The sequence below is a fragment of the Zobellia laminariae genome (genome assembly GCF_030553095.1).
Taxonomy (GTDB): domain Bacteria; phylum Bacteroidota; class Bacteroidia; order Flavobacteriales; family Flavobacteriaceae; genus Zobellia; species Zobellia laminariae.
Genome location: NZ_CP130738.1, coordinates 3,514,444 through 3,528,937 on the forward strand (window position 1 = coordinate 3,514,444; position 14,494 = coordinate 3,528,937).

11 protein-coding genes are annotated in these 14,494 nt (G+C 35.2%); 3 read left to right on the plus strand and 8 right to left on the minus strand.

Going from position 1 to position 14,494, the window contains the following annotated elements; all coding sequences use genetic code 11:
• Positions 1-103 precede the first annotated feature (103 nt).
• Entirely contained in the window at positions 104-1,576 is a 1,473-nt protein-coding gene (gene cls / locus Q5W13_RS16830; protein WP_304443799.1) for a cardiolipin synthase, read from the plus strand.
• A 45-nt stretch (positions 1,577-1,621) separates the two neighbouring features.
• Here the strand turns inward: cls and Q5W13_RS16835 are convergent, their stop codons facing one another.
• From Q5W13_RS16835 to Q5W13_RS16845, 3 genes are read right to left on the minus strand one after another with little or no spacing between them, the layout of a single operon-like run.
• Positions 1,622-2,137, minus strand: a complete 516-nt coding sequence (locus Q5W13_RS16835) for a DUF2892 domain-containing protein (protein WP_155595807.1) — start codon at positions 2,135-2,137, stop codon at positions 1,622-1,624.
• Positions 2,138-2,142: 5 nt separating this feature from the next.
• On the minus strand, positions 2,143-2,727 hold the full coding sequence (locus Q5W13_RS16840; RefSeq protein WP_304443800.1) for a DUF6263 family protein: 585 nt from the start codon (positions 2,725-2,727) through the stop codon (positions 2,143-2,145).
• 11 nt (positions 2,728-2,738) lie between these two features.
• The gene (locus Q5W13_RS16845) at positions 2,739-3,047 is read right to left on the minus strand and encodes a hypothetical protein (RefSeq protein WP_304443801.1); all 309 of its coding nucleotides are present in this window, start codon (positions 3,045-3,047) and stop codon (positions 2,739-2,741) included.
• A gap of 185 nt (positions 3,048-3,232) precedes the next feature.
• Here Q5W13_RS16845 and rpmH point away from each other — a divergent pair, with 185 nt between their 5' ends.
• Positions 3,233-3,400, plus strand: a complete 168-nt coding sequence (gene rpmH / locus Q5W13_RS16850) for a 50S ribosomal protein L34 (protein ID WP_072991142.1) — start codon at positions 3,233-3,235, stop codon at positions 3,398-3,400.
• A 119-nt stretch (positions 3,401-3,519) separates the two neighbouring features.
• Positions 3,520-6,375, plus strand: coding sequence for a carbamoyl-phosphate synthase large subunit (gene carB / locus Q5W13_RS16855; RefSeq protein ID WP_155595809.1), 2,856 nt, complete (start codon positions 3,520-3,522; stop codon positions 6,373-6,375).
• 80 nt (positions 6,376-6,455) lie between these two features.
• Here carB and Q5W13_RS16860 read toward each other — a convergent pair whose 3' ends face one another.
• The 5 genes from Q5W13_RS16860 to Q5W13_RS16880 form a co-directional block, all read right to left on the minus strand.
• Positions 6,456-7,385: a sensor histidine kinase gene (locus Q5W13_RS16860; protein WP_304443802.1), complete on the minus strand. Its 930-nt coding sequence runs from the start codon at positions 7,383-7,385 to the stop codon at positions 6,456-6,458.
• A gap of 92 nt (positions 7,386-7,477) precedes the next feature.
• Positions 7,478-9,745: a ligand-binding sensor domain-containing protein gene (locus Q5W13_RS16865; RefSeq protein ID WP_304443803.1), complete on the minus strand. Its 2,268-nt coding sequence runs from the start codon at positions 9,743-9,745 to the stop codon at positions 7,478-7,480.
• A 315-nt stretch (positions 9,746-10,060) separates the two neighbouring features.
• On the minus strand, positions 10,061-11,686 hold the full coding sequence (locus Q5W13_RS16870) for a long-chain fatty acid--CoA ligase (RefSeq protein ID WP_304443804.1): 1,626 nt from the start codon (positions 11,684-11,686) through the stop codon (positions 10,061-10,063).
• A gap of 87 nt (positions 11,687-11,773) precedes the next feature.
• Complete coding sequence (locus Q5W13_RS16875) at positions 11,774-12,124, minus strand: GIY-YIG nuclease family protein (protein WP_304443805.1); 351 nt, start codon at positions 12,122-12,124, stop codon at positions 11,774-11,776.
• Between the two features lie 15 nt (positions 12,125-12,139).
• The gene (locus tag Q5W13_RS16880) at positions 12,140-14,368 is read right to left on the minus strand and encodes a tetratricopeptide repeat-containing hybrid sensor histidine kinase/response regulator (protein WP_304443806.1); all 2,229 of its coding nucleotides are present in this window, start codon (positions 14,366-14,368) and stop codon (positions 12,140-12,142) included.
• Positions 14,369-14,494 lie beyond the last annotated feature (126 nt).

Below are 14,494 nucleotides of genomic sequence, written 5' to 3' on the forward strand. Positions count from 1 at the left end.
TTATATTAATTTCGCATTGAGGTCATTTTACTCCACTTTATTTCCCATCTTTAAATGCTAGTTCGCTTAGAATGTTCTAAGAGTTTATTCAGCAACCACAAAGATGGAGACCGCACTACAACTTTTTAATGATAATCTCTGGTTAATTCTTTTAACGATTAATTATGGGCTTGTTATTGTGCTTTCCTTTTTTATCCTTTTAAAGAATAAGAACCCGGTAAAGACGCTTTCGTTTCTTTTTGCTCTTGCTGTATTGCCTTTTTTAGGATTAATCGTTTACTATCTATTTGGGCAAGACTATAGAAAATCTAAAATTTTTGAAAAGAAATATTTTCTTGATAATAAGAAAATAATGGAATGGCGGGCCAATTTTAAATTGGATTGTGAGGAAAGAGAAGACTTTGAAGAAACTTATGGCGAGGGTATTTTTAAAGTGTATAAATTATTGAAAAACAACGAGAAAGCTGTTCTTACTTTTGATAATACTGTAGAGATATTAATTAATGGCGAAGAGAAATTCAGGCGTTTGTTTGAGGATTTAAGAAATGCCGAGAGTCATATTCATATAGAATATTTTGTTCTTTTTAGTGATGAACTTGGGAATAAGATTATAGATATCCTTATAGAAAAAGCAAAGGCAGGTGTTAAAGTCAGGTTGGTTTATGATGATGTAGGTAGCAAGATAGCGAGGAGTGTAAAACATAAAATGACCAAATCTGGAATTGAGCATTACGCATTTATGCCTGTTATTTTTTCCAATTCTACGGGTAAGCTAAATTATAGAGACCATAGGAAGATTGTGGTCATAGACGGGAAGGTTGGCTACGTAGGAGGTATAAACATGGCCAAACGTTATGATAACTCATATGATAATCCACGGTATTGGAGAGATACACATTTAAGGCTTCGGGGTGCGGCAGTGGGTTCGTTGCAATCGTCTTTTTTATTGAATTGGAACTTTGCTTCGCATAATGAAGTAGAAATAGAAAAATCATTTTTTCCAAAAAGTAAACCGGAGATGAATCAACCCGTAGCTGTACAGATTGCAGCTAGCGGGCCAGACACGGATTGGGCTAATATTATGGAAGCTATCTTTTGCGCCATTAGTTCGGCAAAGGAACGCATTTATATTACTTCGCCTTATTTCATGCCTAATGATGCTATTCTAACAGCCTTAGCTACCGCTGCAAGAAGTGGTATTGATGTTCGGGTGATCGTTCCTTATGAGTCTGATTCTTGGGCAGCGCAGTATGCCGGCGACTCTTATATTGAGTACTGTTTGGAATCAGGCATAAAAATCTATAGGTATACAAAAGGATTTATCCATGCCAAGACTATGGTTATAGATGATTTGTTTTCAACCGTAGGAACCGCCAATTTAGATTACAGAAGTTTTTCCATCAACTTTGAAATCAATGCTATGCTTTACAACAAGGAAATAAACCTTAAGCTCGCAGCCACTTTCTTAGATGACCTAAAGGAATGCGAAGAAGTTGAATTAGAAAGATGGCAAAACCGTGGTCTAACACGTAAACTAAAGGAGTCTTTTAGCAGGCTATGGGCACCGCTTCTATAGTGCTAAACAATTTATTAGATACAGATTCTAAATACCTACAGGCAGTTAGATTTTCTTCATCTGCTGTTGCATCATTTTTATCTGGTCAGTAAGCATATTGCTCTTATCTAGCTTTTTAGCTTCTCTTAAAAGAGTTGTAGCTTCTCTTTTTCTTCTTTTTTGCATAGCAATACCTGCAAGACTTAATTTAGCCATAGCTATATCATAATCCATGGTAAGGCCTAACTTCAATGCTTTTTTGAAATATTTTTCAGCCTGTGTTAAGTTCTTTTGAGAAAGTATAATACCGTGTAGGTAGTTAAAGTACCCTTGTTGCTTTGTAACCAATGCAGCTTCTGGGTTTTTAATTTTATCAAGCCATTTTTGAGTTCCTTCTAAATCTTGCTTTCTCATGCGAAGAAAAGCCAATAGAATAATTTCGTTTCTGAAATAAAGAAAAATAAAGATTGACGATAAAAGAATTAAAGCAATTCCGTTGCCAATATTTCCTTCTATAAATTGATATATGGCATATGCTATGATAAGTCCTGCTATGACTAGTTTAAGATTTTTGTTGAACATGTGTATTAATTATTGATCGGTTCGTTTAAATTAGGAATGAGTTCGTATGATGTAAAAGACGCTATAGTTGTGGGTATTTCTTGGTCTTGCATTTGAGTCATGCTAGATGATCCTGTAGAAGTACCTTCTACAGTCATTTTCTTAATAAATCCTGTAATGGCATTAGTAGTAATATTTGTTTTCTGAGTACCTTTAAGATGCATTGCTGTTGCAGCTTCGGTAACATCCATTATAACATCTGCTGTTCCTGTTAGGTTTATAGTGTCGGCAGAAACTGCTTTTAGGGTCCAAGTGTTGTTGGCTTGCAATTTGCCCGAATATTGGTTTTTCCAGGTATCCTCTAATTTCACTTTTTTAGAAGGATAAATAAAGGTCATTTGTTTATAGCTGTTAGAAAGTGCCTCTGACCCAAATTCTTTTTCCAAAGATTTTTTCATCATATTCAAAGAAAATTGGTCTTCAAGACCAGATGCTTCGGCCATTTTAGTTACAAGATTGTCACCACCTTTTACTTCAATAATATCACCTGTTTTAGATAGGATAATGTTTACAGGGTGGTTTAGAAGGCTATGGAAAATTTGCGATTGCATATTGCTTTCGTCTACTTATGGGCATGTACATCCATTAGCTCTCCTTGTATGCTAGAAGACATATTTAGATTAAGATCCTTAAATTCTAAAGCTATCTTATATGTGGTATCTCTTACTTCTAGTACCTTAAACTCTAGAATACCGTTAATTTTATTGGTCAGGATGTGAGAGGCTCCATCCAGTTCTTGTGTAATGGTTTGCTCGGCGTTTTGTTTTACGGTGAAGACGGCGTTTTTCTCTAATTTGTATTCAAGTTGTGTCTGAGCTAAAGAAACGGTACTTGAAAGAACAATAAAAATAATGCCCAAAAAGTTTCTCATATATTGAATCTGTTGCTATAATCCGATTTTGGCAAAAGTAATAAAAACCTATCGCTAGGCGGCAGGCATTCAATAAAAATATTTTTACAAATGTATTTGGCAAAGCCAAAAGTCTTCGTATATTTGCGCCCAGTTTTAGCGAGCGGTTTCGCTATTTCTTATCACACAAAGAAAAGGATAATACAATGCCCGGACAGAAAAGAACATATCAGCCTTCAAAGAGAAAAAGAAGAAATAAACATGGATTTAGGGAGCGTATGGCATCCGTAAACGGAAGAAAAGTTTTAGCTCGTAGAAGAGCTAAAGGAAGAAAAAAACTTTCTGTATCCTCTGAACCGAGACATAAGAAATAATGATTTTATTTTTTAAGAAATATATAGGTGTTACTTTTTATAAGTAACACCTTTTTTTATGTCAGATTTGTATTGATATTTGTAACAAATTATAGCCAAAGTTTTAAAGAATACAACTAATGCCAAAAAGAAAAGATTTAAAATCCATACTACTGATCGGTTCCGGTCCCATTGTTATAGGTCAAGCTTGTGAATTTGATTATGCAGGTTCACAGTCTTTACGTTCATTACGTGAAGACGGTATTGAGACTATATTGATAAATAGTAATCCGGCAACAATTATGACGGATCCATCAATGGCTGATCATGTGTATTTGAAACCGTTGACTACCAAGTCAATAATTGAAATACTAAAAGAACACCCGCAAATTGATGCAGTGCTACCAACTATGGGTGGCCAGACCGCTCTTAATTTGTGTATAGAGGCAGATGAAAAGGGAATTTGGAAAGATTTTGGAGTAGATCTTATTGGTGTTGATATTGATGCGATAAACATTACTGAAGATCGTGAGCAATTCCGTGAGTTAATGCTTAAAATTGGTGTAGGCATGGCACCGCAGGCAACGGCTACATCATTTCTGAAAGGAAAAGAAATAGCTCAGGAATTTGGCTTTCCATTAGTAATTAGGGCATCGTACACTTTAGGTGGTGCAGGAGCTGCTATAGTATACAAACCAGAAGATTTTGATGAGTTACTAAGTCGTGGATTAGAAATTTCTCCTATTCATGAAGTAATGATCGATAAAGCCTTATTGGGCTGGAAAGAATATGAGTTAGAGTTATTGCGTGATGATAATGATAACGTAGTTATTATTTGTGCAATAGAAAATATGGATCCGATGGGTATTCATACCGGAGATTCTATAACGGTTGCGCCGGCAATGACCTTGTCTGATAGAACGTACCAAAAAATGCGTGATATGGCAATTCATATGATGCGTAGTATTGGTGATTTTGCCGGAGGATGTAACGTGCAGTTTGCAGTTAGTCCTGATGATGATGAAGATATTATTGCAATTGAGATTAACCCAAGGGTTTCTCGTTCTTCTGCTTTAGCTTCAAAAGCAACCGGGTATCCTATTGCCAAGATTGCAACTAAATTAGCTATCGGGTATCATTTAAATGAATTAGACAATCAAATTACAAAATCTACTTCTGCTTTATTTGAACCGACTTTAGATTATGTAATTGTAAAAATACCACGTTGGAACTTTGATAAATTTGAAGGTTCTGACCGTACTTTAGGACTTCAGATGAAATCTGTTGGAGAAGTAATGGGTATTGGACGTTCGTTTCAAGAGGCATTGCACAAAGCAACCCAGTCTCTGGAAATAAAAAGAAACGGATTAGGTGCGGATGGTAAAGGGTATACCAATTACGACCAAATCATTCAGAAATTGACCGTCCCAAGTTGGGATAGGGTTTTTGTAATCTATGATGCAATCCAATTGGGTATCCCGTTGTCACGAATCCATGAGATTACAAAAATTGATATGTGGTTCTTAAAACAATATGAAGAACTTCATTTATTAGAAAAAGAGATTTCTACTTATACTATTGCAACGCTTACCAAAGACTTGATGTTGGAAGCTAAGCAAAAAGGTTTTGCGGATAGACAGATTGCTCACATGCTAGATTGCTACGAGAGCGAAGTACACAAGAAGCGTACGGAAGAAATGAACATTAATAGGGTCTACAAATTAGTAGATACCTGTGCAGCCGAGTTTAAGGCGATGACTCCATACTACTATTCTACTTTTGAAGCAGAAATAGAAAAGCCAGACGGAACGCGTTATGTAGAGAATGATAGTATTGTTACCGACCGTAAGAAAATTGTAGTTCTTGGTTCTGGTCCAAACAGGATTGGGCAGGGAATTGAATTTGATTACTGTTGTGTACATGGCGTATTGGCTGCAGCGGAATGTGGTTATGAAACTATCATGATCAATTGTAACCCTGAAACGGTTTCAACCGATTTTGATACAGCGGACAAACTTTATTTTGAGCCCGTTTTTTGGGAGCATATCTACGACATTATCCGTCATGAGAAGCCAGAAGGGGTTATTGTACAGTTAGGTGGGCAGACAGCTTTAAAATTAGCTGAAAAACTATCTAAATACGGAATCAAAATTATAGGAACTAGTTTTGAAGCATTAGATTTAGCTGAAGATAGAGGTAGTTTCTCTGAAATGCTGAAAGAAAATAATATTCCTTTTCCTCAGTATGGTATTGCGGAAACAGCAGATGAGGCTTTAGCACTTGCAGATGAATTGGATTTTCCATTACTAGTAAGACCATCCTATGTACTAGGAGGGCAGGGAATGAAGATTGTAATCAATAAAGAAGAACTAGAATCTCATGTAGTAGACCTTCTTAGAAAAATCCCGAACAACAAATTACTTTTAGACCATTATTTAGATGGAGCTATTGAGGCAGAAGCCGATGCAATTTGTGATGGCGAAGATGTGTACATTATTGGTATAATGGAGCATATTGAGCCTTGTGGGATACACTCAGGAGATTCTAATGCAACCTTGCCACCGTTTAATCTTGGTGAGTTTGTAATGCAGCAGATAAAGGATCATACCAAGAAAATTGCTTTAGCATTGAATACAGTTGGTTTGATTAATATTCAGTTTGCTATAAAAGACGATATGGTGTATATCATTGAAGCTAACCCAAGAGCCTCTAGAACGGTACCATTTATTGCTAAGGCTTACAAAGAGCCTTACGTGAATTACGCTACAAAGGTAATGTTAGGTGAAAAGAAAGTGAAAGACTTTAATTTCAATCCGCAATTGGAAGGTTTTGCGATTAAGCAACCGGTTTTCTCTTTTAATAAATTCCCTAATGTAAATAAGAATTTAGGTCCTGAAATGAAAAGTACTGGAGAGAGTATTCTCTTTATCGATAGTTTAAAAGACGATCAGTTCTATGAGCTATACGGCCGCAGAAAAATGTACTTAAGTAAGTAGTAAATACTATTCTTAAATATAAAAAAAAGCTTGAGCACGTTGCTCAAGCTTTTTTTATATCAATAGTTTTTCTTTGTAGACTAATTGTCATCGGTTTTTTCAGGGACTATATCATTGTCGATCATATTCTTTATCTGCTGGCCTACAACGTTTGGTAGGATTACACTAAAAGTAGTTCCTTTTCCTTTTCCCTCAGATTTTGCAGAGATGGTACCATCGTGCGATTCAACAATTTGCTTAATCATATAAAGTCCTAGTCCAGTACCATTTACATCAGCATGAAATCGCTCAAAAGGGGAGAAGAGCTTTTTTAAAGATTTTTCATCAATTCCAGAGCCGTTATCTGAAACGGAGAACTGTATTTTTTCTCCGGTTTCTTCTGCTTTTATATACACTACTGGTTGTTTTTGGTCGCCCATATACTTTATGGCGTTATCTAAGAGATTACCAAAGACTTGTATAATTCTATTTCTATCACCATAAATGTTCGGTAGATTTTCTTCAACAATGAGTTTTACTTTAGATACTTTTAATTTTCCTTTAACCAAAGTGGTTGATAGTGATACAATTTCATTGGTATCGAGCACTTCATTTTTGTTCTCAATTTTGCCGATTTTCGCAATTTTGGTAATATCGGCAATAAGGTTATTCATAGTGTCACATGATATATTAATCATTTCTAGGTACTGTTCTAGTTCAGGAAAATCTTTCATCACAAACTCCATAGGAATTAGGCTAGCAATACCTTTTATACCGCTTAACGGGCTTTTAAGGTCATGAGAAACTGCAAAAGTAAAACGCTGAATTTCTTGATTTTTAGTGGTTAGCTCATCTGCTACTTTTTCTAGTTCTTTCTTTTGTAATTGCAATTCTTGAGTACGTTCACCTATCTCTTTTTCTAATGTTAGTTGATACTTTTTTATGTTTCTAACCCGAAGAAATAGGACTAAATAAATGGCACAAATTAACAAAGCTATCATGAGTACGCGAAACCACCATAGGTTTTCCAAAAAGGAGGAGTAATTGTAATGTGTAAGTCGGTTTCATTACTATTCCATATACCATCAGAATTACTAGATTTTATTCGAAGTGTATACTTACCTTATGGTTCTAAACTGGTATAAGTAGCGTTGTTTTTGTGACCAACATAATTCCAATTCGTTTCAAAACCATCCAAGAAATAAGCGTAGTTTACTTTATCTGGATGACGAAAAGTTAAAGCATTGAACTCAAAATCAACCACAGTATTATCATACGATAGGGTAATGGAATCTACTTGCGCGATGTGCTTTTTTAATATTTTAGATTCATCGTCTGCATAAATAGGTTTGTTGAATATTTTTAGACTGGTAATACTTACAATAGGTTTATCCTCCCTTTTTTTAATATCCTTTGCTTGAAATAAATTGAAGCCATTGCTGCCACCAAAAATTAATTCGTTGTTTTTGGTCTTATAGAAAGAATTTGTATTGAATTCGCTGCCTTGTAAACCATCATTAATGTAATAATGTATAGATACTTTATTTTTAGGGTTGTATTGCGTAATTCCGGAACCGGTGCTAAGCCATAGCAAATGGTTAGTGTCTTCTATAATTCCTTTAACAGCGTCATTTTTTAATTCTTCATTGTGTGGGATCGATTGAAAGGAATCTGTTGTGGAATTATATTTATTTAAACCGGCTTGTGTACCCACCCATAAGTTACCCTCCGTATCTTCTACAATTGCATTAATGAAGTCGTTACTTAAGACTTGTTTCTTCTCAAGGCTGTTATAACTTGTGTATTGCCACTCCTCGTTTTTTTCAACAAGTTTAAATAGTCCCGAAATTTGAGTTCCAACCCAAATATTTCCATTTTTATCTTCGGTTAAGGTGGTGATTGTAGAGACCTTAGTGTTATTGATATTGTTTTTAAGTTCTATGTTTTTATGAGTTTCGGTTTCAGGATTATAGAATTGCAATCCACCATGAAAAGTTGCAATCCATATGCGCCCTTTACTGTCCATCATTAGATTAAAGACATTATTTGACAGCAAAAAGGAATTTTCTTTAGTTAGTACTTCATAGCTTTTATCCTTGATATTAAATATGGTAATTCCTTTGCCCCAAGACCCCAACCATAGTTGGTCGTTTTTATCTTGTAGCATGCTGAGGACGACGTTGGTGTTAAGATTTTTATTTTCTAAACTGTATTTTACGAAAGAATTGGCCGTTCTATCCCAATAATTCAATCCACCGCCATCCGTTCCTATCCAAAGGTGGTCTTTAGTATCATTTCTATCTTGGATAAAGGAGTTTACGTTGTTATTATTTAAAGACTGAGGGTTAAAAGGTTCATTTTTTACATGCTTAAATTTATGATATATGGGATCGTAGAAGCTTAGCCCTTTTTTATAAGGACCTAGCCACATAATTCCTTTATTGTTATATATAGACCATATAGAGTTGCTAGAAATCGATTCTATATTTTTACTGTCATACTTTAAATTTGATAATTGGTTGGTGCTTTTTGAGTAGATGTAAAGCCCATCATTTTCACTACCTATCCAGTAATCACCATTTGCGGCAATTGATATTGATAGTATGGGATAGCCATTACTTATGCTTGTTCTTTCTATGTTTATAGAATTATCATTTTTGATTTTTAATTCAATTAGTTCACCATTGTGTAAGCCAATTAAAAACTGAGATGAGTTTTGTTGTATTACACTTCGTATTCTATGACTTTCATGAAGTTTTGATAAGACTTGTAATTCACTATTTAATACCCATATGTCGTTATCAATTATGACTAAAGTTCTTTCATTATCTAGTTTAGTAATTTTTACAAAAAAGTTGTCTTGTGTAGGTGTTCCGTGATATTTAAATTCTTTGGTTTCACCTGTTGTTATATGATATCTGAAGAGACTTGTAGTAGTTCCTAGCCAAAGGAAGTCTGTAGATTTAACTACGGAATAGAAATGTTCTAAGGCTAGTTTTTCGCCCTCACCAATGAATGGATAGGACTTTAGAATATCCATTTCTCGGTTGTAGACATTTAAACCTTGAACGGTACCTATATATAGTTGTCTATTGCCATCTTCGTAAATATCCTCTATGTAGCCATTGGTTAGCCCTGTTTTACTATCTTGAGCCTGTTCATATATTTGAAAGTTTTTACCATCGTATTTATTAAGTCCATTTCTGGTGCCAATCCATAAGTAACCATAACTATCTTCATATATTACGTTGGCGGAGCTTTGAGATAGACCTCCCGGTAAGTGTTGAAAAGATATAGGGGTTTGATTTTTCTGCGCAAATGCAAGCTTACAACATAGCAGTAGTAAAGATGACCATAACACTAGTGTAGCCGATTGCTTGGGTAAAATCATAATGACTGTATAGACTTAGTTAAGTAGGTTAACTCTTACAATTTATGCATGATTATCGTATGATATAAATTTTTGTTGCCTATTAAGGCTATGTTGTGGTAAAAAACTGGTTTATAGAAGAGTAGATATTTTATATTCTCAATTTTTATTTAAACGGGAATAAATAAGACTTACCATATTCATACCGCACATTGGAGGATGGTTATATAAAATGAAGATTTTTACACTAAAAAAAAGCTGAAAATCTAGAATAGATATTCAGCTGTATTAGGGGTAAATAATAGATGTGCTTAGTTCAACTAGTCATAATTTTCTTTATAGCTCACCTTGTGCATAAAGTCTTCTAATTTCTTTTTTATCAAATTTGCCTACACTGGTACGGGGTACCTGACTAACAAAAACATAGTTATCAGGTATTTGGTAATTTGCAAAATCACGAGACAAAAATTCTTTAAAATCGGCATCTAAGACCACTTCGTCTTCATCTGTCAGAACAATTACCGCTAAGGGTCTTTCTGCCCATTTTTCGTCTGGTATGGCAATTACGGCAGCTTCTTTAACCTTTGGGTGAGACATCAATGCAGATTCTAAGGCAACGCTAGATATCCATTCGCCTCCACTTTTGATTAAATCTTTTGTTCGGTCTGTAATATGCATATAGCCGTCACTATCAACCGTGCTTACATCCCCTGTTCTAAACCACCCGTCATCCGTAAAATTATCTCTATTATTTGTTTTAAAATAGGACTTAATAACCCACGCTCCTTTAACCTGTAGTTCACCCATGGTTTTTCCGTCACGCTCCGCTACCTTGCCGTTATTGTCTACAACGCGCATTTCAATACCTGGGAACTCAATACCTTGTTTGGCTCGTATTTTAATTTTTTCTTCTGTACTTAGTTTTTCATGATGGGGCTGCAAACGGCTTACGGTACCCAAAGGTGAGGTCTCTGTCATTCCCCATGCTTGGACGCCTTTAATGCCGAAATCGTCATCCATGCCTTTAATGAGACTCGCTGTGAGTGCAGAGCCTCCAACTAGATACTCTTGTAATGCTAATTTTGGTCTTGGCGGATTCTTTTTCATTGCTTCGTAAACACCCATCCAAATAGTGGGCACACCATTGGCTTTTGTGATTTTTTCTTCCTGCAAAATGGAGATAATAGCTTCTGGCTGTAGATTAGAAGATGGTAATACCATATCGGAACCGGTTATAAGACATAAATAAGGATATCCCCAAGCCATAACATGAAACTGTGGAACTATGAGCAACACGATGTCCGAACTATCATAATTGGCTGCATTTGGGGTAGAAATAGTCAGTGCATGTAAGTATGTGGATCTGTGCGTGTAAAGTACACCCTTTGGTAAGCCAGTTGTACCACTAGTATAACACATACCGCAAGCATCATTCTCATTTAAGGTTGGCCATTCAAACTCATCTGATTCATCTTCAAACAAGTCTTCATAATGAAGCACGTTCAAAAGCGTAGTACTGAATTTTTCCGGAGCATTCATAATAACGTAGTGCTCTACAGTTTCTAGCTGACCCGCAATTTTTTCCAATAAAGGTACAAGTGAGGCATCCACAAAGATTATTTTGTCCTCAGAATGATTTATGATGAATTCAGTTTGATGAGATGAGAGCCTAATATTTATGGTATGACAAATTGCGCCAACACTAGGTATTCCGTAATATAGTTCTACATGTTGATAATGATTCCAAGCAAAAGTACCAATCATATCGCCTTTAGTGACCCCTAGTTTATGGGTAAGTACATTTGCTAACTGCTTACACCTTTTGTGAAGGTCGCCAAAAGTATATTCATGCCTGGAACCGTTGGGTAGGTGACTAATTATTTTTTTATGCTTGAATGCACTATTTCCGTATTCAAGAATTGTAGTTGTGGTGAGAGGGTAATCCATTATCAATCCTTCCATAAGCTGTAGTTGAAGTATTTAATCGTTGAGACATACTTCTCTAAAGTTACTAATTTTTGAAATGTAATGGAAGAGGTAAGGAGGTACTTAATTAAACCAGACCGCATACCGTTTTCGGCGAAGTTCCAGAGCTAAGATTTCTTCCATTTTTAAAGCTGCAGCTCTAGTGGTCAATGGTTTAATATGATTGTAAAGACTGGGGCGCAAATAAGACCCGTATTTTTTTACAATGTTAGAAGATAGGTTGTGTCCCTTTTTGTTTCTGTACCCCTTTTTATGCTGTTCAAAACGTTCTTTTGGGGTTTTGCTGGTCATGCCAACATACACACATTCTAAAACACCATTAAATTGAGGGTTTGCTTCGCGAAAACGCCTGTTTTCAGTAAATACTTTTTTGGAAAGCTCTATGACGTAAATATGGTATTCAGTTTTGGCCATTTTAAAATAGATTTTTTAGTGTGATAAATCCATTTCTTCTTTGGGAAGGTATTTAAAAATGGTATTCAAGAACTCAGGAATATTGTAAGGCTTATGTATGATATCGTTGATGCCCGAATTGAGTATTTCTTCTCTTCCTTCATCTAATTCAACGGCGGTCAAAGCTATTATAGGAATATTTTTATCAAACTTACGAATCATTATTGAGGCCTCCATTCCGTTTATATTCGGCATGTTAATATCCATCAATATTAAATCATAATTATTGGCTTTACTCATAGCTACGGCTTGAGCTCCATCATCTGCCAAACTAGATTTAATGTTTCGTCTTTCTAAAGTCTTTTGAGTTACTTTTTGGTTTATTCTATTATCATCTACTATAAGGACATGAGCTAAATTCCCGTTTTTAGGCTCATCAGAGGTATTATGAATACCATTTAAAACAGGTATTTCTGTATTTTGTTCGGTTTGTTTTTTAAGCGTTAGTTGAAAGCAGAATTTAGCTCCTTTATTGGGTTCGCTGGTTAGTTTGATTTCACTTCCATAAAGTGCCAAAATCTTTTTTACAATAGTGAGTCCTAGTCCTGTACCTGTATAATTGTGGTTTTTGTTTTCAATTTGGGTGAACTCGTTAAAAATTTCCTTTTGCATATGCAGAGGAATACCAACGCCATCATCCTTTACGATAAATTTTATTTTGCAGGTGGTGCTATCTGCGGGTTCTACTAAAATAAGCTTTAGCCAAATGTTTCCGTTCTCGGTAAATTTAATGGCATTACCCATTAGATTTATAAGTATTTGAGAAAACCGTATAGGGTCACCAACAAGATTATTAGGTATGTTTTTATCTATATGTAAGTGCAGCTTATTACTGTTTTCATGTAGCGAAAATTCAAAAGAACGAACAATGTTTTGGATGAGTACATCTAGTTCATAAGGAATTTTGGATAAGGTAATGGCCTCTGCATCCATCTTGCTTAGTAGCAACACATCATTAATGAGGGCAAGTAAATAATCTGCCGAAAATTTTAAAGAACTAAGGTCATCTGCATAGGCTTTTAGATTCTCATCTTCTTTTAGTAACGTAGAGATACCAATAACCCCGTACAAGGGTGTTCGTAGTTCGTGACTTACGGTAGAAAGAAACTTAGTTTTCACCTTAGAAAGCTTCTCTGCCTTTTCGTTGGCTATACTAAGTTGCTTATTTTTTGCTTTAAGATTGTTAATGTAAATCTTTCTTGTCTTATAAAAAACAATGATGCCAAACAGGGCTAAAACAAGAATAACAATAGCAACAACAAGAAGTGTGGTAAGCGACTTTGACTTAGAAATAAGTTCTTCGGAATAGGCGTGTTCTTTTAAAGCGGATTGTAAGTCCTTTTGTGTCTGCTCTAAATCGAATTTGGCCCTCGCTTTTTCCGTTTCCTCTAACTTCTTTAAGGTATAGGCCTTTTGCTTAAATTGATTGTACTTATCTAAATTGGCAAATGCTTTTCTATAATCATCAGTTTCACTGTATAGCTTAGATAAATCTTCATAGGCTTCAATAGCTAAATCTGTATTTTCATTTTTATCGGCAGTAAGTGCAATGTTTTCAAGCTTTTGCGCAGCGGAATCATATTTTTTCTTTGCTAAGTAATACTTGCCATATAAAAGGTCTATATATAATTTGTCAAGAGAATCTACATTTTTAGTAGAAAGAGCTTCTGCTTTTTGAAGAAAGGTATATGCCTTATCTATTTGGTTGTTATCTAAGTATGTCCAGATAAGATTAACGTAGGTTAAATATACCTCGTCATAGTCTTTGTTCTTTTCGTTTAGACTTATACTTTCTTTAAAGAACTCAATTGCTTTTGGATATGTCTGCTCATTATCGGAGTAAAGAATTCCCAAATTAAGCGCACCCCATGCCACTAGGCTATCTGCTTGAGTAGTTCTTGCTAGTTCCAAAGCTTTTTCAGAATAAATCCTTCCTTTTATAGTATCCTCGGTTTCAGAATAAATTCCACCTAAAATATCATATCCTAAAAACTCGTAGTAGTCATAGTTGTATTCGTGCCCTTTTTCTATAAGTGTAGAGGCATATTTTATAGCGTCTTTGTAGTTGTATTGTTCGTAAGCTTCATTGGATTTGTTGACATACGACTCCAAGGTGTCTCTTTGCCATTCTGTAGTATTCTGAGCCTGTACATTGGTTAAATGGGAAAGAAAAAATACGAATACAAGTGCTCTTAATATACTCATAAGAATATTTGGGCCAGTATAAAATTGAGGGAATGACCTTTTTGGCTAGCTAATATAGGAATTTACTTCGCAATAGACTGCGAAGTAGGCAATTCATTGATAAATGGCACCTCTATAACTACGTTC

Excerpts from the sequence above, each read along its gene's own strand:
- cls (WP_304443799.1), top strand. The coding sequence starts at position 104 with ATGGAGACCGCACTACAACTTTTTAATGATAATCTCTGGTTAATTCTT.
- Q5W13_RS16835 (WP_155595807.1), bottom strand. The coding sequence starts at position 2,137 with ATGTTCAACAAAAATCTTAAACTAGTCATAGCAGGACTTATCATAGCA.
- Q5W13_RS16840 (WP_304443800.1), bottom strand. The coding sequence starts at position 2,727 with ATGCAATCGCAAATTTTCCATAGCCTTCTAAACCACCCTGTAAACATT.
- Q5W13_RS16845 (WP_304443801.1), bottom strand. The coding sequence starts at position 3,047 with ATGAGAAACTTTTTGGGCATTATTTTTATTGTTCTTTCAAGTACCGTT.
- rpmH (WP_072991142.1), top strand. The coding sequence starts at position 3,233 with ATGCCCGGACAGAAAAGAACATATCAGCCTTCAAAGAGAAAAAGAAGA.
- carB (WP_155595809.1), top strand. The coding sequence starts at position 3,520 with ATGCCAAAAAGAAAAGATTTAAAATCCATACTACTGATCGGTTCCGGT.
- Q5W13_RS16865 (WP_304443803.1), bottom strand. The coding sequence starts at position 9,745 with ATGATTTTACCCAAGCAATCGGCTACACTAGTGTTATGGTCATCTTTA.
- Q5W13_RS16870 (WP_304443804.1), bottom strand. The coding sequence starts at position 11,686 with ATGGAAGGATTGATAATGGATTACCCTCTCACCACAACTACAATTCTT.
- Q5W13_RS16875 (WP_304443805.1), bottom strand. The coding sequence starts at position 12,124 with ATGGCCAAAACTGAATACCATATTTACGTCATAGAGCTTTCCAAAAAA.
- Q5W13_RS16880 (WP_304443806.1), bottom strand. The coding sequence starts at position 14,368 with ATGAGTATATTAAGAGCACTTGTATTCGTATTTTTTCTTTCCCATTTA.